At 36.5% G+C, this 22449-nt stretch carries 18 protein-coding genes and 6 tRNA genes; 3 read left to right on the forward strand and 21 right to left on the reverse strand.

The window, feature by feature from the left end:
* Nucleotides 1-612: 612 nt before the first annotated feature.
* Entirely contained in the window at nucleotides 613-1044 is a 432-nt protein-coding gene (locus EG346_RS01655) for a transposase (protein WP_073331809.1), read from the forward strand.
* A gap of 12 nt (nucleotides 1045-1056) precedes the next feature.
* Nucleotides 1057-1407 carry a hypothetical protein gene (locus tag EG346_RS01660; RefSeq protein WP_073331812.1) on the forward strand — a complete coding sequence of 117 codons (351 nt, stop codon included), beginning with the start codon at nucleotides 1057-1059 and terminating at the stop codon, nucleotides 1405-1407.
* A 1118-nt stretch (nucleotides 1408-2525) separates the two neighbouring features.
* On the opposite strand, the gene EG346_RS01665 is transcribed toward EG346_RS01660, so the two are convergent.
* The 3 genes from EG346_RS01665 to EG346_RS01675 all read right to left on the reverse strand — a co-directional run bounded on the left by EG346_RS01665 (nucleotide 2526) and on the right by EG346_RS01675 (nucleotide 5514).
* Nucleotides 2526-2975, reverse strand: coding sequence for a hypothetical protein (locus EG346_RS01665; protein WP_123876783.1), 450 nt, complete (start codon nucleotides 2973-2975; stop codon nucleotides 2526-2528).
* A gap of 256 nt (nucleotides 2976-3231) precedes the next feature.
* Nucleotides 3232-3894: a hypothetical protein gene (locus tag EG346_RS01670; protein ID WP_123876784.1), complete on the reverse strand. Its 663-nt coding sequence runs from the start codon at nucleotides 3892-3894 to the stop codon at nucleotides 3232-3234.
* Nucleotides 3895-3996: 102 nt separating this feature from the next.
* A complete protein-coding gene (locus tag EG346_RS01675) occupies nucleotides 3997-5514 on the reverse strand; it encodes a TROVE domain-containing protein (RefSeq protein WP_123876785.1) in 1518 nt (505 codons plus the stop codon).
* A gap of 450 nt (nucleotides 5515-5964) precedes the next feature.
* Between EG346_RS01675 and EG346_RS01680 the strand changes: the two genes are divergently transcribed.
* Nucleotides 5965-6411 carry a VOC family protein gene (locus tag EG346_RS01680; protein ID WP_123876786.1) on the forward strand — a complete coding sequence of 149 codons (447 nt, stop codon included), beginning with the start codon at nucleotides 5965-5967 and terminating at the stop codon, nucleotides 6409-6411.
* A 40-nt stretch (nucleotides 6412-6451) separates the two neighbouring features.
* Here EG346_RS01680 and EG346_RS01685 read toward each other — a convergent pair whose 3' ends face one another.
* From EG346_RS01685 to EG346_RS01770, 18 genes are all read right to left on the reverse strand, one after another.
* Nucleotides 6452-7795, reverse strand: a complete 1344-nt coding sequence (locus tag EG346_RS01685; protein ID WP_123876787.1) for an SWIM zinc finger family protein — start codon at nucleotides 7793-7795, stop codon at nucleotides 6452-6454.
* Nucleotides 7796-7797: 2 nt separating this feature from the next.
* Complete coding sequence (locus EG346_RS01690; RefSeq protein WP_123876788.1) at nucleotides 7798-10494, reverse strand: DUF6493 family protein; 2697 nt, start codon at nucleotides 10492-10494, stop codon at nucleotides 7798-7800.
* Nucleotides 10475-13024 carry a DUF6493 family protein gene (locus tag EG346_RS01695; protein WP_123876789.1) on the reverse strand — a complete coding sequence of 850 codons (2550 nt, stop codon included), beginning with the start codon at nucleotides 13022-13024 and terminating at the stop codon, nucleotides 10475-10477. The genes EG346_RS01690 and EG346_RS01695 overlap by 20 nt, the downstream gene beginning before the upstream one ends.
* Before the next feature lie 84 nt (nucleotides 13025-13108).
* Nucleotides 13109-13552 carry a hypothetical protein gene (locus EG346_RS01700; RefSeq protein ID WP_123876790.1) on the reverse strand — a complete coding sequence of 148 codons (444 nt, stop codon included), beginning with the start codon at nucleotides 13550-13552 and terminating at the stop codon, nucleotides 13109-13111.
* A gap of 289 nt (nucleotides 13553-13841) precedes the next feature.
* Complete coding sequence (locus EG346_RS01705; RefSeq protein ID WP_228426529.1) at nucleotides 13842-15353, reverse strand: slipin family protein; 1512 nt, start codon at nucleotides 15351-15353, stop codon at nucleotides 13842-13844.
* A 910-nt stretch (nucleotides 15354-16263) separates the two neighbouring features.
* Nucleotides 16264-16815 (reverse strand): 3'-5' exonuclease, encoded by a 552-nt coding sequence (locus tag EG346_RS01710; protein ID WP_123876791.1) that lies wholly within the window; start codon nucleotides 16813-16815, stop codon nucleotides 16264-16266.
* 73 nt (nucleotides 16816-16888) lie between these two features.
* The gene (locus EG346_RS01715; RefSeq protein WP_073331843.1) at nucleotides 16889-17434 is read right to left on the reverse strand and encodes a 3'-5' exonuclease; all 546 of its coding nucleotides are present in this window, start codon (nucleotides 17432-17434) and stop codon (nucleotides 16889-16891) included.
* 120 nt (nucleotides 17435-17554) lie between these two features.
* Nucleotides 17555-18121 (reverse strand): metallophosphoesterase family protein, encoded by a 567-nt coding sequence (locus tag EG346_RS01720; RefSeq protein WP_123876792.1) that lies wholly within the window; start codon nucleotides 18119-18121, stop codon nucleotides 17555-17557.
* 143 nt (nucleotides 18122-18264) lie between these two features.
* Complete coding sequence (locus tag EG346_RS01725) at nucleotides 18265-19209, reverse strand: MBL fold metallo-hydrolase (protein WP_123876793.1); 945 nt, start codon at nucleotides 19207-19209, stop codon at nucleotides 18265-18267.
* A 48-nt stretch (nucleotides 19210-19257) separates the two neighbouring features.
* Nucleotides 19258-20274: an RNA ligase, Rnl2 family gene (locus tag EG346_RS01730; protein ID WP_123876794.1), complete on the reverse strand. Its 1017-nt coding sequence runs from the start codon at nucleotides 20272-20274 to the stop codon at nucleotides 19258-19260.
* A gap of 167 nt (nucleotides 20275-20441) precedes the next feature.
* Entirely contained in the window at nucleotides 20442-20807 is a 366-nt protein-coding gene (locus EG346_RS01735) for a cyclic-phosphate processing receiver domain-containing protein (protein WP_394343271.1), read from the reverse strand.
* A gap of 49 nt (nucleotides 20808-20856) precedes the next feature.
* Nucleotides 20857-21342, reverse strand: a complete 486-nt coding sequence (locus tag EG346_RS01740) for a ribonuclease H-like YkuK family protein (RefSeq protein WP_073331853.1) — start codon at nucleotides 21340-21342, stop codon at nucleotides 20857-20859.
* Between the two features lie 114 nt (nucleotides 21343-21456).
* Nucleotides 21457-21527: transfer RNA gene (locus EG346_RS01745), tRNA-Trp, on the reverse strand.
* A 9-nt stretch (nucleotides 21528-21536) separates the two neighbouring features.
* Nucleotides 21537-21609, reverse strand: a tRNA-Gln gene (locus EG346_RS01750).
* A 7-nt stretch (nucleotides 21610-21616) separates the two neighbouring features.
* Nucleotides 21617-21689 (reverse strand) — tRNA-Phe (locus EG346_RS01755).
* An 89-nt stretch (nucleotides 21690-21778) separates the two neighbouring features.
* A tRNA-Leu gene (locus EG346_RS01760) sits at nucleotides 21779-21852 on the reverse strand.
* A 179-nt stretch (nucleotides 21853-22031) separates the two neighbouring features.
* Nucleotides 22032-22103: transfer RNA gene (locus EG346_RS01765), tRNA-Glu, on the reverse strand.
* 84 nt (nucleotides 22104-22187) lie between these two features.
* Nucleotides 22188-22270, reverse strand: a tRNA-Tyr gene (locus EG346_RS01770).
* Nucleotides 22271-22449 lie beyond the last annotated feature (179 nt).

Here is a 22449-nt window from a genome sequence, read left to right on the forward strand (position 1 = left end):
TATACTTGCAAGATGGAATACAATTAGTATTTTTTATCTTTTTTCAAATATGATTCTGACTGACTTAAAATAATTCACATATAGATTTATTTAATTTGTTAATTTTAATTAAATTTCGTTTTAAAGGATATTTTTTATGCATTTTTGAGAATTAGATTCTATTTTTTATTTAAATTTGGAAACGGACAAACAGATTAATTAGTATTAATAAAACCATGATCTGTTTACACTAAGGACAATAGTTAAAAATATTACGAATAAAACTGCATGAAAAAGCGTTAATAGGTTATATATTATTCTTACAGAAAAGAAGTCTGATGTATGAAAGAGGTCTTACCTAAGTCTATTGAATAAAATATACCAGAAGGAAATGGGAAGTCTAGAATATTCTTAAGATATTATAACCTGAAAACTAAATTACAGGCAGATGATCCCATACTCTGCCACTGCACCCTAACCAAGTATAGGACTGAGCTTACTATTCCTTTTTGCTGCCGCTTAGATTTTCTTGGCGTAATTTTATTTTTCAGACCGTCTAATGTATTCGGTATAAAATGTAATATATTATCTATTTTTTTTAATTCATAAATTTAATAAGAAATTTACTTATACATGTTATATAAAGAAATTCATATAGGAAAGTTTATCAAGGAGATGGTTGATGAAAATGAGATACCCATGGAGAGGATCTGTAATTTTCTCAATAAGGATGAGCAATTTATTGAAAATGTATACAACAGCAAATCCATCGATGTGGAATTACTGCTGAGATGGAGCAAGCTTCTGGAATATGATTTTTTCAGACTTTACAGTTCGCATCTTATTTTATATGCACCTCCCTCTGCCGTTAATAAAAATCAAAAGAAATCTGATAAAATTCCTTATTTCAGAAAGAATATTTACACCCAGGAAATCAAAGATTTTATCATGAAGAGAATCTTATCGGGTGAAATGACCTATGGCGAAGTGATCAAAGAATATTCTATTCCAAAAAGTACACTTCACCGATGGCTTCAGAAAAACAATGATAATACTAACGGATAAACAGAACTGAGTATGCGTCCCAACTACAAGAAGATATATTATGATATGCTGAGGCTGGAACATCCGGAAAAGCTAAAGGATCCAAAGATCAAAGAACTTCTGGATAAATTGAATACCACTGAGGATGTCTTAAATTTTAACGAAAAGATTTTTGCCCAGTCTAAAGAAAGCCAGATCAACAACCAGAAGCTTAAAACGTATGATAAAAAAACGATGTTCAAGCTTTTGCAGTATCAAAGCAAGCATGGTTTTTCTACCAGCTATATGTCCAGGAAATATAAGATCAGCAGAACGACTATCATCAACTGGAAAAAAACGTTCGAAGAAGAGATAGAAAAAGTAATTAATGCCGGCGAAAATTAATTCACCGGCATTTTTTGTAAAAGGTAATGGTCAGGAAAAATGGGGTGTCGCTTTGCCGGATTCGAACCGGATAGCCTTGCCGGAGTGACCAGCTTCGCTATTCCTCCCCAAAAGTTGTGACGATGGATTTCTTCCTTTACGACACTTTTATATTGTAAAACAAGGCAACAACCGAAAGTGTAGTCGTGCTCTAACCAACTGAGCTACTCTTCCTATTGATAGATTGTGTTTTTTTGTGGAAGAGACGGGACTCGAACCCGTGACCCCGTCGTAATGAGCGAAGTAACACTGTTCTACGGCACTTGTTTATTTTGTAACAGATAAGGAAACAGGCGAAAAAAGTTTGCTCTTTTCAGAGCGTCGTTCTTACCCTATCGGGCAGTGAACCGGCAATTCTACATCTGCTTGAGACTTGCATTTTCCCAGAAGAAAAACTTTTGCCAGGCTGGGTTTCAATCCAGCGTCGCTAGTTCGGTCGCCCGAATGACGCTACCTTAGGACCGTTAATTCGAAGGAACTCTTCTCTACGACACTTATCTGCTAAGTTTTTTTAAAATTAAAAAGAGGCTAAAGGCGAAAAAACTTTTATACATAAACCATCAGGCTTATTCTGGAATCGAACCAATAGTAACCGAAGTAAGTTTTCTCTAACGGCACTCTTTTGTTGAAAATCAAGGTAATAATGTAAGGATCTTTTCTGCGTTTTGCTCTACCTTCTGAGCTTCACTCCCGTTTACAACAGGGAAGGCAGGAATCGAACCTGCGACCTAAACGTTTAACAATCGAAGTATGATCCTAAAACGACACTTGATTTTTTTAAGCACGGCATTCAATCAAACAGAAACTCACGACAGAGCGATACCATTACGCCATCTGTTTCCAGAACAGGATTCGAACCTGTATTGCTGCCACCCAACGAAGCAATTCTGTTTTACGGCACCTGCTTTATATTTTCCCAACGGGTTTTCCTGTATTTTTACCGGGCATCTGGCGGAAAGACTTTGTTTCAAGTCGAAGTCGAAGAAGTTCTTTCCTTACGTCACCGGATGAATAACACTGCAAAATTATTTCAGAAGTGCGCATTCTTTTTACGCAGCTTATTTTATTTTTATTGTTTTTTAAATACTGATATAAAGCTTCTGCCCTTTTCTTATAACCTCCTGTGTAAAACTCTTAAAAACGGGATAATAATAGTTTTCAAAATCTTTGTCCTGATATTCCGAACGGCTGTTATTTTTTATGGATTCCAAAGTGAACAGAAAATCATCTGCATTGATTTCTGTACGCTCAGCACTGATATCCTGCCAACCTATACATTCATTATTTTGTCTCACAAATTCCGGTACCCTGTTGTATTCTTCCGGAGTAATACCTTCATAAAACCAGTAGTTTAAATACATTCTGAAACTTGCCCCACCAAAAAGTACAGCTTCAAGTCTGCCCTCTGATTTCGTAACAAGCATATATTCTTCACCGCAATCAGGTGCTCTGCAACAAGGGCACAAACAAAGATGCGTGAGATCTCCTCTGATAATAGGAGCTTCCTGGTATTGATAATTTTGGGACATGGTATTATTTTTTTGTCATTGCGAGGAACGAAGTGACGAAGGAATCTCATTAATCCTATTGGTTCGTTTTGCCTTGAAGCAAAAAAACCAAAAATTAAAGATTTGAAAACTCAGGTTAAATATAATCTAGGCTCTCTAAAAATTCCAAAACTCGCGAGAATTATATCTTGTTGTTTTTGTTCAAAATTGATCTCACAATCAGACAGTAGATGTTTTTTAATGTTAAAATGGTTTATTTTTTTAAAGCCTCCGTTTCCTAAGTTGCTTTGTTCATACCGGTCAATATTTCTGAGATCCTATCAAAATTTTTGATCTCCAGGTTTTCCAGAATTTTTGAAATTCTGTTTTTGAAATTAATTTGTTGTTTTTCTGCTTTCTCCAATTCAGTTTTCAATTTCAATTCATCAACTTCAATAAGGGTTTGTATATTTTTTGAACCTTTAATACTTATATCAGAATAACCGGACAACTGAATTTTTCCTTTTACCTTTTTATAAAAAATCCATGGGTGACCGATCCACAGCTCGTTCCATTCTTCAGTTTTATCTTCAAGAATTTTTTTCCACTCTTTGATATTACCAATATCTCCACAACATGTAGGTAAAACCCATGTTTTATCCTCTTCTATCAAAACTATTCCTCCATCAAAAGCCGTCATCATATCTTCAGTTTCTTCCGGATTTATCTCTTTAAGATTCACTTCTAAAATAATTTCTAAATTTTCATCATCAATCATTTCAATATTAACAAAATAGGTATCTTTATCTATTGGACTAAAATTAAAATTTAGCCTAGAGACGGCTTTTTCCCATTCCGTATACCAGATGTCAGAATCTGGAAAATCAGAACTATCTGGTAATTCAGATTCTTCTCTTGAATATTTTAATGGGTAGATTTCAATTACATTAATTAGTTTCATACTCTGAAGAATTCAAGTTGTGTTTATTGAAATTTATTCGATCAATTTGTCATGAAGATTCGATCATCATTCATCATTTATAGTTTATAAAAGCAGTGCCTTTTACAGCACCACTTTTTTAATGACCTGAATTGCAGATTTTCTGTCTTCCAAAGCATTCAGTACATCGAAAATCTTATCTGACCAGCCAGCAATAAGGTAGACATCATTTTTTTTGACATCTAATGGTGGTTTTCCATAACCTGCCAGATCAAAGATATATAATTTCGCATCCGGAGCTATTTTTTTATAACGATTCCAGGAATCTTCAAAAGAATTTTTAGTCCAGTTGCTGTTCCACAATTGGGTGTCTGTAAACAACATTACTTTATCTGCTTTTTCTTTTCTGGAAATCAGATCTTCAATCACCAGATAGCCGTTGGTAGAATAACCTACCTCCCCTTCTCTTTTGTACCATTCATTAACGTTTCTCAAAATACCACTTTTAGGCATCGGAACTCTTTTCCAGAGGTCACCGAACATACCGGTGATCACATTTTTACACTGTGACTGCAAAATCATAGACATCAATAATCCGATATCGTAAAGCAATACCTTACTTTTAGGAGAAACAGGCTGTTGCATAGAACCTGAAATATCTGCCGCAATGATCACCGAAGTATCAAAGCCAAAACCTTTTATATTTTTTGCACTTACCATCACCGCATCTTCCAATGCTTCCAAAATGGATGACAAATAAGGTGAATCAATAGTCTTCAATTCTCTATAGGCGGCTAAAAATCTAAACGGAAGCTGCTTCGAGTTGATGACTGCTTTTTCATTGGATAAATAGGTAGAGATCTTATAGATGGCATCAGAGGAAACCCCTGATTCCAAAATATTTCTCAGGTTTCTCAACGTTGCCATATATCCAAGCTTGTTGCTGAAGATCAATTCTTCCCATTTTGTTTTAAAAGCCATCTTTTTTTCTGCTTCATCTGCAAATTTAGTCTGACCTAAAACTGAAAGTTCAACCTCCCAAGTGTACGGAGTTTCCAAAGTATCTCTCACAATTTTGTTGAAAATTGCCTGTTGATTTTCATCCTTTGCTTTCGGGTGAACCAAAAATAAGGCATCTTTAAGGGTGACTTCTGCTTTTCTGTTGTATTTTGCGAACTGGTATTCATCAAATTTATTGAAAGATTTGGCAAGACCTTTCTGGATCTGCTTTGAAAGTTTGTTCAGCTTTTTGGTTTCTGTTCTTTCATTAGCAGTCTGATAGTAGGCTAAAAGTTCGGTGATTTCATCTGCTCTCTGAACAATACCTTCAACAGTTCTGCTGACAAGGTCTGTCCCGGAGGTCTGCTTTGCAAGTTCCGCAGTCAAAACCAACGGAATCGAACGGAGATACATATCCTTTCTGGCATAGACTGCCAGTTGAGCTACAAATTCCGGATCATTTTTTTTGATCAGAGACTGAATTCTTTTCCATCGGTCATTCCCTTTTTCATAAGAAGTGTTGGATAATCCTGTTGTAACAACAGCACTATACAATTCTTCGGCAGGTGTCATAGAAAAAGCCTTTGCACCTTCGTAATTGAATACGGTATTTTTCTCTTTTTTTAAAAAATTAAATTTCATGAGTTACTGTTTTTTGTTAAACATTGTTGTGAGGATCACCTCATCCTCTCTGATATCTGTTGCAAAGTAAAAACAGTATTACGCAGTCTTTTTGCGTAGTGAATATTTATATTATTTTTTAACTTAATCAAATTGGTGAATTTTGAAACGGTATGTATGTTTTATCTCCCGCAGATTTCTCAGATCCATGCCTATCATTGTGTTATTTGTGTAAAGGATTGGTGATATCCGTGTTTTGAATTCAGATGCTTACTGAAAATATCTTTTATCTTTTATCTTTTATCTTTTATCTTTTATCTTTTATCTTTTATCTTTTATCTTTTATCTTTTATCTTTTATCTAATTTTTCCCACATACAAAATGTCTATCATTCATTTCCAATAAAGGAATCGCCATTCTCTGCTTTTCCAAATAGCATTGTCTAGATTTGTATACATTAATATTGAAGCTATGATTAAAGGATTATATGAGACCCATGTGCAGGTAAGCAGTTTAGAAGATTCTATCCGATTTTACACTGAGGTACTGGGTCTGAAGCTGGCCCATAGGGATAAGACGCGTCCTATTGCATTTTTGTGGATTGGAGAAGGCAAAGAATTTATGCTGGGATTGTGGGAGCAGAAAGAAAATCTGCAGCCAAGACATTTTGCTTTTTCGAGCAGTCAAAAAGATATTTTAAATTATTCCGTAGATTTTCTGAAAAATAAACATCTGAAACCATATAACTTCCTGAAAGATGGTATTGATGAACCTATGGTTTTTGCCTGGATGCCTGCATTAGCCATTTATTTCAATGATCCGGATGGCAACCAGCTTGAATTTATCTCCATTCTTAAAGGGGAGGGAAAACCTGAATTGGGAGTGATTTCTTATGAAGAATGGATGAACCATCAATAATAAAAAAGGACAGACTTATGTGATAAGCTGTCCTTTGTATTTACATTTGTACTAATTTTTTTACCGCAAGTACATGTTTGCATGCCCCTCTTTCGCCCTGGTATTTACTAAACCATTCACAGGTACAACGCTCTTTGCCATTGTCTATAATAACGGTATGATGAACACCTGTACCTTCTACCCTAGCTTCAGTTCTGGCCAGATTTTTATTTAAAATCTGTACTTTTCCTTCAGCAATTAATTTTTCTGCATTTTTCATCCTTGGATTTAACCCGATAATTCTATTGAGTTTAAACGGCAATCTCCGATAGAAAAATTCATTGTCATCAAGATCATAGCCCAAGAGTCCCATGGCAGCCAGTCTTCCGGTGAGGTTATCTGTTTTCTTCAGACCTATATTTTCATTTAAAGCAAAAGAAGTGGGATTAAAAGACTGGTTGGCGTAAGCATACTTATCCAGTGCATCAATCCACTCATCAGATATATCATCAATCAGACTGTCTAAAACAGCGCCTTCACCGGAAAACCCTCTCCAGCTTTCTCTTGACAATGAAAAACTGAATCTGATATTCCCCATATACAATTGCCATGTGGTAGACTGCATATCTGCATGCGGAAATACCTGCATCTGATCGATGTAAGGAAGAAGTGGTTCCAGCAGACGAAGCCTGTTGAGTCCTCCGATACATACAGCATCTGCTGATTTCACAGGAGAGAACATCGGTTTATTCCCTCTGATGATCAAATAGTAATCTGATTTCACGGGACCTTTTGGTATTCCTCTGAACAGCTGTTGGGTCTGGATTTTATTGAACGTATAAAGCTTTTCTGACTCAGACAGATAGATCTGAACCGTGCTGAGTCCTTTGATCCATTTTACAGGCAGCGGAACTTTTCTTTCCACTATTTTTTTTTCTTCTTTGTAAAACCCTACTTCTTTTTCACCTACAGAGAGGACTATTTTCTCATTGGGACGAATGCTTCCCAAAGCGGTAATCATCGGCTGGTTGAAATCCACATTGGTGGTTCCGTTCTCAAGAAATTCGCCATCAAGGCTTTCAGACAGCACATCTACCCTGGCATAAACACCTGCACAGTGTGAAAACCCTTCAAATCGCAACCTGCTGTTTCCGGCTGTAACGATTGGATCTTTAAGCAAGGCCATCTGAAACGGCGACAGATTAAAGCTGGATTTCACAATATTCGAAAGTGTAATAAGGCATCTTGCCAATATAAACGGCTGACTGACATTTCCCCAGAAAAAGCAGGGAGCATCTGTATTCTTCTGAATCTCGCTGTACTTGGACAGAAATAATTCTTCAGATGCATCTTTTTTTATCAGAGACGATGGTCTCTGATAATTGTAAACAAGCGTATCTTCCATATCTATTTTTTTAGAAGAAGATTGCAGATTTTTTTCAGACTGGAATTGTCTTTCCAGCTATTCAGTTTTTCTTTTAAGTTTTTATCGGCCTGTGATTGATTTAAGGCCAGAACTTCATGATAAATATCCAATATTTTTTTAAGATTGGTAACGGGTGTTTCCATCTGCAGCAAAATATGGGTAAGAAGCTCTTCCAGTGCGAGATTATGGTCTTTGCTGACATTGAGCATCTGGTGCTGAACAAGATCGGTGAATCTCTTTACCGGTGCCCATTCCAGCTTTTCATGTAGTCCTATTATACGTCCTAATTGCACATTATCCATTACTTTATGGGAAACATGTTCCAGCCAGATCTCAGCAGCGGTTCCGCGGATGACTTTGTCTCCGTCGAGGAAAATAGTACCCAGAAACAGGTATCCCATTTCATCCAGAGGCTTTTTCATTTGATGAAGGGCCTGTGCTGTATTCAGAACCAGTCCTCTTTCATAAACCTCTGCCATTCCTGAATAAAACAGGCAGTCTTTAATGATCTTAGCGAAAACATTTCCAGGGGTATTCGGGAAACTCCACATAAAGGAAGGGGTTTCAGAAAAATGCTTCTGTTCTGCAATAAAGTATTCTAAAAAGAGAGGGTGGTCTCTTTTGTTCAGGTGGTATTTCGGAACATTGATATTCAATTCTACAGGATAATAGGAATTCTTTTTGCTGTCAATTGTTTTCCAGTTATAAGAACCTGTAATAAATTCTTTAGGAATATCATCATATCCGAAGTTGTTGAATTCTTCAAAAATTCTTCCCGGAGATCTTGTAATTCCTGCGGTCATCCACCATGAAGGATGCTCAAATTTACCTTTTGGAGTCCTGTTTTTATCAAAAAAGAACAGAAGAAGTTCTTTGTATTCTCCTTTTAACTTTTGTTCAACAAGTTTAATCCGGTCTGACGTTTTTTCCATTGAACATCGTTGTAACGCAAGCTGTACATCAAGATCATCAGGTTGAATATTTTCATTCTGATAGGTTTCAAATCTTTCGATCAATGCTTCAGGACTTACCCAGCACGGCTCATGCGTAACCGTAGACAGCAACGGTATTTTATCTCCTGTTGTTATCTTATTATAAACATGTACTGCTATATTTTTGAAAGGCTTCATCGCCAGTCCACCCACTTTGATATCTTTGATAGGTCCAAGTTTTTTATGATAACTGGAATAGGCTTCTCTTGTGGCTTCATCCTCGCAGGTTCTTTTATATATTTTGTCCAGATTCTTAAGCTGAACAGGATATTTTTCTAATAATGAAAGTCCGTAATTGATGATCAGATTTCCCAGCAACACATTAAAATGATGTACTTCCCATTTGGCAATGGTTTTACAGGCTTTCTGAAATACGGGTTCAAAAAGCTTTACAGATTCTTCATCTTCTTTATCGGCAAAACGAATAAGTCCTGCCAATGCAAGATCATAGTAGCATGTTCCGGGATTTTCTATGGCCTGTGGCAGAAAAAACATGAGATCTTCAAAGCTTTCCGGTTCCTGAATCTTACTGTCTTCACTGATCAGTTCTAGTTTTTCAGGAATAACAATATCAAGCTCAAGTTGTGTATTTTCGATATATTGAACCAAACCAGGCCGTACATTAGCTAAAATATTATCGGCATAATGAGACAGGGCTTCCTTCATGTTATCTGAAACGGGAATGTACCTCTGAATAATCTTTGCGGCTTTGCTCTGAATGCTTTCGTCTTTGCTTACAAAAGCTGCACTTAAGGCCATTTCCAGATTTTCGGTGTCCAGTTTCTTTTTTTGAAATATCTTTTCTGTTACGGTAAGACTGGCGGCCACGACGGTTTTTACCTCTGAACTCAACAGATTCGGAAGAAAATGGGAAAACTCACTGGTCTTAAATTCAACGGTTGGCACTATTTTTTTCAAATGGGCAAGTACGGTATTGACGGCCTTCGACTGTACAGAAGCCAGACCTGCCATCAGTTCGTCCTGCAGCAAGATCAGTTCCTCATCAGAAGGTTTTAGTACATTGAATGCTTCCATGAACCATCCAGTGACATTTTTATTAAAATTTCTGTTGGCTGCCAGAAGGCATTCTTTGAGAAATCTTTTTCTGTCAATTTTATTTTCGGCAATGAGTTTTTGAACTAATGGAAGCCACTCTCTTTTAAAAGGAAGTGATTTTGAAGGAAATTCGCACAAATACCAAAAGTGGGTTTCCAGTGTTTCGGGAGATTTATCCAGATCATAGGGCTGAAGGCTTAAATGGTAGCCCAGCAGCTCTGGTCTTGGCTGTACGTATCCTTTTTCTGTCCAACCCAGAATGTCCTGATAATCAAATGCAGTAAATTCTGCCTCAATAGAATCATTGATAAAATCTGAAAACCAGTGTGGACAACCCCATTCCAATATGGTGCTGGTCTGTTCTTTGTTTCTGAAAAGACTCCAATAGTTTTTTCCATAATGCTTTTGATCCATGCAGACAAACGAAGCGATGTCTATGATAGAATGCTGGTCTGCAGAACCGGCAGTATGGTAGGAGTTTTTCGTCATTACAATCTTACTGATCTCCCTGTCCAGTTTTTTTATGGTAGGTACCAGGGATTTTCTTTCTTCTGCGGTAAGCTGCTTCAGAAAAGGAATAATCTCATGTGCTTTTTCCTCATTAAGGATCTCATACAATCTTTCTTTCATTTGTTTTTAATTTGATAATCATTTTTTTCAGGTTATTTTCGTTTTCCCATTCTTTTAACCTCACAGCCACATCAGCATCAGTTTTCGACTGATTGAGATGTAACAGCTCGTCATAAATCTCCAAAATCTTTTTAAGATTAAAAACTGGGTGATCTATTGTTTTAAGAATGGATATCAATAGTTTTTCGAAAGCCCGGTTAAGACTGGAATTCAATCCAATAAAGCGATCAATTCCATCTCTCAGTCTTTTAACCGGAACTAGTCCGAAGTTGATTTTTTCGCCGATCATTATTCCTAATGTCCCAATGTCAAAATCATCTGAAGCTATCTTGTGAATAATCGCTTCAAAAGCCGTACCAGAGAAGGTTTTATCCTTGCTGAACATGGCAGCGGACAGGAATAAATAATGCATGGATTGGAATGGAAGATCCAGCTTCATCCACGCGTCTAATAATCCGGTATTGGTCTTGCTGTCATACTGATAAACAGCATTGGACAGGGTTTCATTACATTTTTTCGCAAAAACCGATGCCGAAAAATAGGGAGCGGTATATAAAATGCGAATCAGATCATGATCATAAACTCCATGATATGAGTTAAATAAGTGATCCAAAAGCGGTGCTTCTGCCGGGATTTCTTTATTTTCAATCGTTACCGTAATCTCCGGAACTTCTTCTGCAACGTATGCTTTGTATATTTTTCTAATCCCCAATTTTCTATTGAAGCTGCCTTCCAGATAGGCGCTTTCATACCTGGCTTTGAAATATTCGGGATCAAAAACAGGTTCTAAATATTTAAAATACTCTTTGCCAAGTTGTATCTGTGCATACTTTTTTGATTCTGTAAGATGCTCTTTTTTCACCCTGAGGATGGCCCGCTGAAGATCGAAAGGAATGGGAATTATTTTCAGGTCCTGATATATTTTTATTTTATCCACAAGCTTACGAATGTCTATCCAGCATGGAGTATGGTCCGGAACTGAAAGCAATGGAATATTTTTCCCTTGTTTTAAAAGCTCAAATATGCCGGAAAGAAACTGATGATAGGCTTTAAAAATCAAAGGTGTCCGTTTTCCTACCCAGTTTTCAAGCTCGGGAAATTCTTTTCTGGCCTCATTAAGTATTGGAGATCCGTTCTTATGTTTTAAAAGACCGTATTGAATAAAAAATGTCGCATGTAAATGATGCAATCCAACACTTCCTTTTACTTTCAAAGCTGCTTTAAACGCTGGTTCCAATTGGTTAAGTTCTTCTTCATTGATCTCAGTATTGAATCTCATTAACGCATCTAAAAAGAGATCAAAATCACCAGGATTGTTGTTGCTGAACAATTGTGGGGCAAAGAATATAAAATCGCTGGCTGACTGAATCGGAGAAACCGTTTGACTGATATGCCAGACAGCCAATTCTTCATTTTCAACCAATGTATGAAATTCATTATTTTCTTTAATGGAAAGAAATTTCTCTAGTAATACTTTGGTGTCTGAAAGAAGAGATTCTCCATACGAAAGGATTTCGTTTTTTATATTTTCTGAATCCGGATCCCCATATTTCGCTATGATCTTTGCTGCTTTGATCTGTATCGCAGCATCTTTATTGATGAATACAGGAAGTAAAAAAAGACAGATTTCTTCTCTGTACCTTTTATCCTTCTTCGCTATTTTCTCAAGGATCTGCAGGAGTGTATTCAAAATATTTTTACCCTGAAGAGCCGGTAAAACCAGTGCAGCCTTAAGAAATTCCTCAGTTTTGAATTCATCTTCCGTGGTTACCTGATTTATAATTTTCAGTACCGGAACAAAAAGTGATTGCTGTGAGGAATGAAGGACTGAAAAGAGATTGTCCTGTAGAGCTAAAATTTCTTTGTCGGAAGGTTCAAGATGAGAAAACAATTCGAGAAACCAGCTATTATGATCTTTTGATACATTAAGATTGACGGCATCCCAACATCCCTGTAAAACTTTTGAACGGTCCAGTTTATTGTCACTGAGAAGTTCACGCAAAAGGACTTTCCAGTTTCTTCCGTTTTGATAATGACAGTTGATGCTTGTCTCATATTGAAAAAGCAGCCAGATATGGGAATTTATTGTGATCGGATAAGTAAAAAGAATTTCTTCTGAAGTATGATTGGAAGCGAGTGATTCTGAAAGGAGATTGGCAGAAACTTCATCAGTCAGCTGAAGATATCCTTTCTTTTGCCATTCAAGAACTTTGAGATAATCAATATTTCTTAGAAACGGGTAACAGTTTCCCACCCATTCCGGAACATAAGATTCAAATAATTCATCAATGAGATCGACCGGTAATGCATAATAGGCAGAAGCCAATTTTTCGTATTCTTCCTGAGTACTGCTGCAAGCCAATGTGGCCAGCATGGAAATGTGATTATGACCCCAGTCTTTATTTAAAAATTTCTTTAAAATGACTGCAGTTTCTTTCTTTTCTTTTGGGGTCAGCTTGATAAGAAAAGGAATAATTTCCTTGATTCTAAAATTTAAATAAATCGTCTTCAATTCATCTCCAATAAGCATAATTCCAATCTAGGGGACTAAAATAATAAAAAATGACTGACAGACATTGAAATATCCCTTTAAAGTGATTTTTTTAACAAAAAATTATGCTTTCAACAGGAGTTCTGCAAGCATTTCTGAATAAAAGTTAAAAGGAATTCTTCTTTCATCTTTGAAAAAACGGTAGATATCTGTCTTTTCTTTGGAAGCTGTTTTTCTGAAGCTCAAATGATCTCCGTGATAGTCGTGAATTTGACAATTGATTTCTTTATCTCTGAGGTCAATTGAAAAATGGGTATTGATTCCAAATACAAAAAAGTCTGATTCCAGTGCATATTCTTCTTTCTTTATATTATGACAATATATGTTAAAAAATCCATCAGGAAAAAATTTGAGATAATCATTTAAGCATTGATGATTACCTAAGAAATAGTACGTGTCAAATTTATTAACAGCGATATTAATTCCTGAACCACCTTTCAAAACCGCCATTTCGCTTTCTGATGCTATTTCATCTCCAAATTTTAATTTTCTAACTGTAAAATTCATCAATGGGAACGCAGGATTTTCGGGAACCAGGCTCTCCAGATTCTTGTATTAATCTAGGAAAAAAAGAATTTGTTTCTGAATTTTTAGTCATCAATTTTTCTTTGGAATCCGTATGCGGGATATCGTAACGGTTGTTTATGATCTTTTCAAAATGATAAAATCCATCTCTTCAGCCCGTGCTAAAAAAATGGATTTATCTCTGTTCTCCTCTTTTCACCATTAGGATTTAAAAAGGGCAGACCGTTTTACACAAGCCTACCCTATAGTAACAGTTATTAGTTTTTAGTTTTTATTTTGTAAAAATTTCTTTCAGCTGGGAAACGATGTTACTGTTTCCTGAAACGGTAATATCACCAATCTTTTCTGCGATTTTTTCCATATACTCCATTTCTTTCAGCTTCCATAAAACTTCATTTTCTTCCATTAGCTTCGCAGTGTTCAGCAAGCTTCTTGTGGAAGCCGTTTCTTCACGGCGCATGATGCTGTTGGCCTGGGCTTTTTTCTCAGCGATTAATACCTGATTCATAATCTCCTTCATTTCTCCCGTTAAGATCACATCACGGATACCCGCATCAAAAGCTCTGATCCCTAAATCGCCGGCTTTTCCACCCAGATTTTCAAGAATTTCTTTTCCTACCGAATCTTTCTTCAGCAACAGTTCATCCAGTGTTAAAGCTCCTACAAACTCACGCAATGCCAGCTGCATCAGAATATACAATTGCTTATCATATTCTTTATTTTCCATCAGTGCTTTTTCGATACTCTGTACCTGAAAACTCACATAAAAATTGATTCTTAGCATCGCTTTATCCTTAGTCAAAAGCTCCTGACCTGCAATTTCCATCTGCTGCATTCGCATATCAACCGTATTGACATCGATGGAAATTTCATTATTCCAAAAACTGTAAGTTCCCGCTTCCAGAGTGTTTACCAATTTACCGCCAATGATCAGCAATCCTTTATACTGATTCGGTACAATAAATTTTCTTACGTAATGTCTCAGCCTTGAATTTTCCAGGATGGTATTCGGGATATCCTCGGTGATTTCAACTTTCGTTAAATCCACTTTTTGAAAAGTTCTTTCAGTAATATCCATCCAGAATGCATATTGTCCAACATTCAGAACATCTTTTAAAGTCCCGTTTTCATATAGCAAAATGATCTCACCATCTTTTACCTCTACAATTTTTAAAAGGCTTTTCAGGGTTTCATTTTTTAATAAAGCAGCTCCATTTTCATGCGTTCCAAACTGAGATTTTACTTCATAATTGGGATCAATTAATTTAACCTCAACTGAAACATCATTGTTCCAGAAGGAGTAAATACCGCTTTCCAATATTTGAGTTAATTTACCGTCAATTAACAATAAACCTTTGTGGTGATGAGGAACAAGAAACTTTCTTACAAAGCTTTTCACCTTTATATTTTCTAAAATTGTCTTGGAGATTCCTTCCGGGATTTCAATATTTGTTAAATCTATTTTCTGAAATTCTCTGTTGACCATTCCCATCCAGAATGCATACTGTCCAACAGTCAAAACATCTTTAAAAATTCCGTTTTCATGAACTAAAATGATTTCTCCGTCTTTTGCCTCTACGGTTTCCAAGAGATTTTTCAATGTTTCATTTTTCAACAGAATCGGTAAATCTTCACCGGCTTCAAAACGGGATTTCATCTCATAGATTTCTACCGATTTATTTCCGAAGACATAATGATTACCTTCTTTGAGAACTTCAATTAAGTTTCGGTTTTTGAAGACCAAACCCATTTGGTAGGCTTTAATGTGTACATTTTTTATCATTTTATTATATTTTTAAATTGTATTATTTCAATTAAAAAGAGAAAACCGAATTTCTTTCTTCCAAAAAATGGCGGAAGCAAAGGAGTTTCAAAAAGCTCAAATCATTTCAAAATACTGTTCTTAAACTTATTTTTCCCAATTGGTAAGATCTTGGGCGTGTCCCTTGGCCACCGCTGAAAGCAGCAACCCGGGTCGCTACGTTCACTGCTATCTTTTTTGCGTACAAAAAAGGATATCCGTTACCATCGCTCACGCGGAAAACCCGTCCTTATCAGAAAATTCCGTTCAATTGTGGTATTCATCAACTGAATTTCACTTTCAGAAAAAATCTTTCTTACTGGCTTTTTCAAAAATGTTGATTCAACAACTGAAAAAACTCAGATTTTCTCTATAGGAATGTTTTTAAAGAAAAACATTGAAAACTTTGTAAAAAATAGATTTTCAGTCTATCTTTAACTACATGTAAAGTGTAGTGCTCTAACCACTTGAGCTATCTCAATCTTAATTGAGAGAAGGATTCGAACCTTCGCAAAAAAACTATTTACTCTATCCTCTTGAGTTATATTTCCCCTTAAGGAAACAGAAGGATTCGAACCTTCGTACAATAGCTAATGGTAGAAGTTTTTTGGTTAACTCCTCAAACCTTCGGGCCAAGCTGAACAGAGCGAAAACAATCTTTTTCAACAAATTCTTCTGCAATGGTGCTATACAGAAACACACAACCTGACTTGCCTGATATTTTAACTGAAATCTGTTTTTCAAAATTTCAGTGCTGTTTCATTTTGATAATGCAAAGTAAAAACTGTATTGCGCAATCATTCTGCGTAGGAAATAAAATTTGATAAAAAATAAAAAAAACTCCCTAAAAAAGGGAGTCATTGCTATACTGTTGTATGATTAAATTGTTACATTAAGCCTGATTCAAGCACCAATGCAAAATTTTCGCAATATTCTTCGCATCGTCTACTCCTCTGTGGTGAGTACCTTCCAGCTTGAGATTCAACTCGCCTAAAGCTCTGCTCATTCCTACACTTTTTCTGACGGTAGGATGCAGCTGTCCGAATAATGTTTTTACATTGATATGCTCATCGCTCAACGGATAATCCACATTGAATCTTCTGGCCTGGTTCTGCAGCATATTCAGGTCATAATTACCGTAGCTTGCCCATGTCAGGTCCTCGGAATCGTATTCTGCTCTGAGGATATCCAATGCATCTTCCAGCATGATGCCTTCATCGTCAAGCATATTTTGCGTTATAGAAGTCAGTTGTGTACAGAAGGGACTGACCTTTGAGTACTGTGGCTTTACTAAAATGCCTTCGCTTTTTGAGACTTTGCCGGTTGCTGCATTCATGATGCATACTCCTATTTCGATGATCTCGCTTTCCTGGCCTCTGGGCGGTCTGTCGTCCCAGCAGGTGGCTTCCAGATCTATAATAAGTATATTTTCTGTTGTTTTCATTTGTTTAAAATTTAATGTTTAAGAAGATAGAAGTGGATCATGGACATTCTTTTTCCAGCTTCTGGCTTTATTCTTATTCCAAAATCTTCTGTAAAATTTTGGCCGCATTGTAAGCATCATCTGCTCCACTGTGATGGTTTCCTTCAAAATCCATTTTCAGGTAGTCAAGGGCTCTTTTCAGGCCTATCATTTTATGGAGTCTGAAATGATCTCTGAATTCTTCCATGATGTTCAGATATTCTCCGTCAAAAGGAATGTCTATTCCGAGCCAGTCACACTGTTCAAAAATCTGCTCCTTGTCGAAGTTTCCAAAACCCGCCCAGTTAAGTGTTGACGGATGATATTCATGTATGATCTTTTCACAGGCTTCTTCAAAATAGATTCCTTTTTCTTCGATCATCTGTGGTGTAATTCCTGTTAGTTTTGTGCAAAAATCATTGATCTCTGATCTTTCGGGAATGACATAAATGCTTTGTTTTTGGGAAATGGCTTTTGATTTTAAATCAAGTTTGCAGATCCCTATTTCTATAATATCGACTTTCTCTCCAATGGGAATCCTGTCGTTCTCCCAGCAGGTAGCTTCTAAATCGATGATAAGTATTTCGTTGGTTGTGTTCATTTTTTTGTAAAATGTATAATGTAAAAAGTAAAATATATTCATGATTGTGTTAGTCCAATGTATTATAATGGCCGCCACTCATTACTCATTACTCATTACTCATTACTCATTTCTCATTATTTATAGTCCTCTGTCTCCAAACGGAGGTGACCATTTCTTTCGTTTCATAATTTCCTTAACCTCTTCGTAGGAAACCGGATAAAAATCGTGGCAGTCTACTCCCACGTCGAAGCTTAAAGCCATCTCATCATCGGGTAAAGTTCCGTGTGAATGGCCGTAGAGCTGCCAAACCCCGCGATGAGATCCGTTCCAGGTACGCATAGCGTAATGAAGGAGGATAATCTTTTGTTTGCCATTGCTGTTTTCCGGCTCATCAATTTTCAGTTCATGATAATCTCTCACGGATTCAAATCGTTTGGGGTATGTGAGCGCGGCACCTTCATGGTTTCCTCTGATCAAATGGATATTGCCGTTTAATCTGTCGAGAATTTCCTTGGTGAAATCCGGTTTTCCCAAACTGATATCGCCAAGATGGTAGACGGTATCATGGGTACCGATTCTTTCATTCCATCTTTTAATCAGTTCCTCATTCATATGGTCTAAAGATTCGAATGGTCTTTCTGAAAATTTTATAATATTGGCGTGACCGAAATGATGGTCCGCTGTAAAAAATATATTAGGTTTCATTTTTTTAATAATTGGGTTGTTTAATTTTTACTACGTTTTTTCCCACTGATTACACAGAATACAAAGATATTGTGTTTATTTGTGGAGATCATTTGTGGTGTTTGTGTTTAAGAAAATCAATTCTTTTGTAGTTTAAATTTTAATTAATTTTCGCGAAATGCCTTATAAAAAGCTGTTTCAATCTCAATAACATCCGTTTCCGTATATCGTCTTGAAAAATGAATGGGAACGGCTTCTTTCACCTGACATTCTTTCATGATCTTTCCGGATGCAGATGCAAAACTGTGATAATTGAGCTTTGCAAATTCCTGATCTGAATCTTTATAGAAACTCTCGATATACACAAGATCTGCCTCGCTGAACACCGCTTTTATCTTTTCATAATTTTCTTTATCTGCTGCGTGATCCATGATTACCCCAAGCCTGTAACCCTGATTTCTCGTCAGTAAATGAAACAGATCAGCTGCTTTGTAAGCTGCTCCTTCAATCTGAATTTCCAGATCCGTATCATTATTTTCAAAAGCCGTTTTCAGTTCGCTGATCCATTTTCCTTTTCTGAAGCCGGAAGCCTCTTCATGAAAGGTGACTGAATCTTTTTCTTTGAACATATACGCAATGGAATCTGTTTTATGATCGAGAATGGCAAAATCAACTTTTACCTGATCATCTTCAAAAAGAAAGTTCTGTGTCTTCACCAGTTCCAGATTCCAGTGTGGTGGACGAAGGTTATAGACATTGATTTCTTTAAGGGAAATGATCTCCCGGATCTCATATTCAATGGCTTTTTCATCAATCAGATTCCATGTGTAAGATTTTAACCGCGCTTCAATCTGATGATGAATATTTTTCGGTCCGCAGATCACCACTCTTTCTCCACTACCAATCTGATGTCTGAAAATTCCGTCAAAATTCGAAAAATGATCAATGTGTGTATGACTGATGAACACTGCTGAAACCGACTGTATTTCTTTTACCGTCAGCTGGCTGGCTTCACCGCAGTCACACAAATAGTGTTTTCCTGAATTTGCAATTTTTATTAATATGCTGATGTCTTCTCTCAGAAGACTTTTTATTTCTGCCTGTATCATTGTATTCGTTTTTAAACATAAAAAAGTTCCGGTAAAAATATACCGAAACTAAACTTTAAGAGTCATCAACTCTTCTTTAATAAGATCAATCACTAAAGTATTCAACTTTTTGTTGATTCTTTTCTGTTCATCTTTTTCTATAGAATTGAAAGCATCAGGAAAATCTTTTCCAAAATCTTCCAAAATGTCCTGAGCAAAAAGACCTATGATCTTACCTGTCATTTTGGGTTCAAATTCTCCAATTTTACTCACCACATTATTCAATCTGTTGACTGTAGCGTACCTCTGAATTTCTTCCCAGATATTCTGAGCATTTTCTGAAAAATCTGCCGGTTTATGAGTTTCTTTATGGTCTTTTTTCACCATTTTAGATCTTTCTACCCACTTGTCATTCTTATTTTTAAGAATAACTCTGGCGCCGTTTCCAAAATATCTGGTTTTCAAAGTTTTGACAATCGTTCCTTCGCACCTATTGTTCTCCATTTCGGGTAGGCCAAGCCAAGCCGGAATTTTAGAGTCAAATACATTCGGGAACCTCAAAGCATCTTCCAAGCTGCCCTGGAATAAAACCTTTGCGTAGAAAAATCCGGTTTCCTCAAAAATCTGATTCACCACATCGGTGTCCAAATAAGTAGTACCGTTCAATTTAATATCGAATCCATAGAATTCATTATGAGGTGCGTATTCAATACCTTTTTGTACTTTGATGGCCTCTTTTACGGGTTCTACTTCTGGATGTTTGTAGCCACCTCCGAACAGTTCACCGTAGATCACGACCGTTTCCAATTCCGGATGAATGGTTTTAACCTTTTGAAACACATCGATTACATTTGTTCTGTACCTTTCTAAAATGTGGTGTGCGTTGTAGAATTTTTCATCCTTTTCAATGAAAGCGGTTCTCTTCGCGATTTTAATTTCCTTCCCGTCGGTAAAGAAAGAGAAATTAGCACCATGAACCTTTTCCTGCACGATGAAAACCTCATCCCCAAATCCCTGCAACCTGATCTGATCGATCACGCGGGCTTGGTAAGCATTTTCTATAGAGTTATATGTTTTGAAAATCATTTTTTTTAGTTTTTAGTTTTTTTATCGTTTTCCAAAAGGCCTGGAATATTTTCCTGCCTTTCCATCAATCATCTTCATCTCCTTTTTTTCAGTAATCTTTGATATTTTGATTATGCAAAGTAAAAAAGTAAGAACGCAATCTTTTTGCGCTGATCTGAAAATGTTGATTACAATTGTTTAAAATTTTCCAAAAGGCTTAGAATATTCTTCTTTCCCACCGGATTCATTGAATGACAATAGAATTTTGGCAGATCCAAATAATTATCCATGCAGTATTCTACCAGCCATTTGGCACAGTCATAGCCAGTTTTTTCAGTATATTCCTGAGAATCCGGTTTCAGATAGTGTTGGTCTGCCAGGTCATGGTCAAAAGAAATGAGTTCCGGAAGTCCTTTTTCCATAATTCTGTTGACAAACTGCTCGTAATTGCGAACAATATGCCAGTCTTTTCTGAGGAAAATATCCTGTTTGGTATAATGATACGCTTCAATCGGATATCTTATATCGTCCAGAAATAATAGTCTTTTGGTCATTTCCATTGTTTTTATTTTTTTAGCCCGAAAGCTTGTCTTAACATTTTTTTTAAACCATCATATCAGCACAATTGGAGCTTGCGAATGCATAAGGTTTTGCCTTAAACACATATCCCATTCCCAGAATATATCCCATAGCATCTTTCAATGCTGTGTTTGATTTAAAATCAGGGTCGGTATTAATGTCTGCGTGTACCTCCATTTCCACTCCATAAGCATCCAGAATGGCACAGATAGCGTAAGCAATTTCTACGGATCTGTTGACCTCGTTCAGCATTCTTTCTTTGATACTGATCTTCTGTATTTGTCTTTCTTTTCTGATAAAGGTAAACGCTCCTTTTCCCTCCCGTACAAATACTACTGCCGTAGCATAGCTGATCGCTTCGCCGTAAACGTGGGAATCTGAGCCCACACATACTTTCAGGCGGTGACCGTTAGCCTGTTCGCGGATGATGGCTTCTTCTACCAGCTGGGTGATAGATTTCTGGAAAAAATTTCCTTTCATATTCTGCCATACTTCTTGTTGCGTTTCCATTTTTTTTACATGTTTTAAATTCTGCTTTATATTAATTTGTCTATTGTCAATTCGTTTCACAGTCAATTTTATAAAATTCACCATTGACGATTCACTATTGACCTTCATTTTTTGCACTCCGAACCGGACTCGAACCAATACCATCAGTTTTGGAGACTGAGATGCTGCCATTACACTATCAGAGTAGTTTTTTGTTGATTCATCAGGACTCGAACCTGAACAACAAGAGTCAGAGTCTTGTGTGCTAAACCATTACACTATGAATCATTTTTTGTGGATCAAAACCGAATTGAACGGTTCCCTTTTGCTTTTCAGACAAATGTGCAGACCTTCTACACCACTGATCCCTGTTTATATATAATGAGTAATTGGTAATGAGTAATCCCGACATAGTCCTATGGGTATTTATCAATCATCTTTCATCATTCATGTTTTGTACAGAAAAAGGGATTCGAACCCTCAATATCTTGATCCTAAATCAAGCGCGTCTGCCAGTTCCGCCATTTCTGCAGGTTTTATAAGTAATGAGTAATTTTAAAAAATTGACTTATTGACCATTCACCATTGATTACTCATTGCTTATTACTCGTTACTTATAAATTTGTGAATGATCGGATCAATTTTATCTCCTCGATCTGAACTTTCATGGTATTATTTATTCATCATTGATTTTTGACCATTCACGTTTGTACTCCATAAGGGAATCGAACCCTTATCATCTGCTCGAAAGGCAGGCGTCCTAGCCGTTAGACGAATGGAGCGTGTAAACCAACTAACCAGGAATCGAACCTGAACAACAAGAGTACTTTTCCTGCATGCTGCCGTTACATTATCAGCGGTTTTTGTGGAAGCAGTAGGATTCGAACCTACTCAGCAATAAGCAACAGATTTACAGTCTGCCCCGACTCTCCAACTCCGGCGCGCTTCCCAGTATAATGAGTAATAGATAATTAGTAATGAGCAATTTTCTAACTTCTAACCTCTAATTTCTATTTGAAGAAAAATAAAGTCTGTCTTAATTTTTTGTTTGATATAAGAACTTCTTCGCCCGACAAACTTTTACTTTTTCTTCTGAACTAACTAAATTTTATAATGATAAGTGATATG

Origin of the sequence: Chryseobacterium carnipullorum (assembly GCF_003815695.1) — a bacterium.
Taxonomy (GTDB): Bacteria; Bacteroidota; Bacteroidia; order Flavobacteriales; family Weeksellaceae; genus Chryseobacterium; species Chryseobacterium carnipullorum.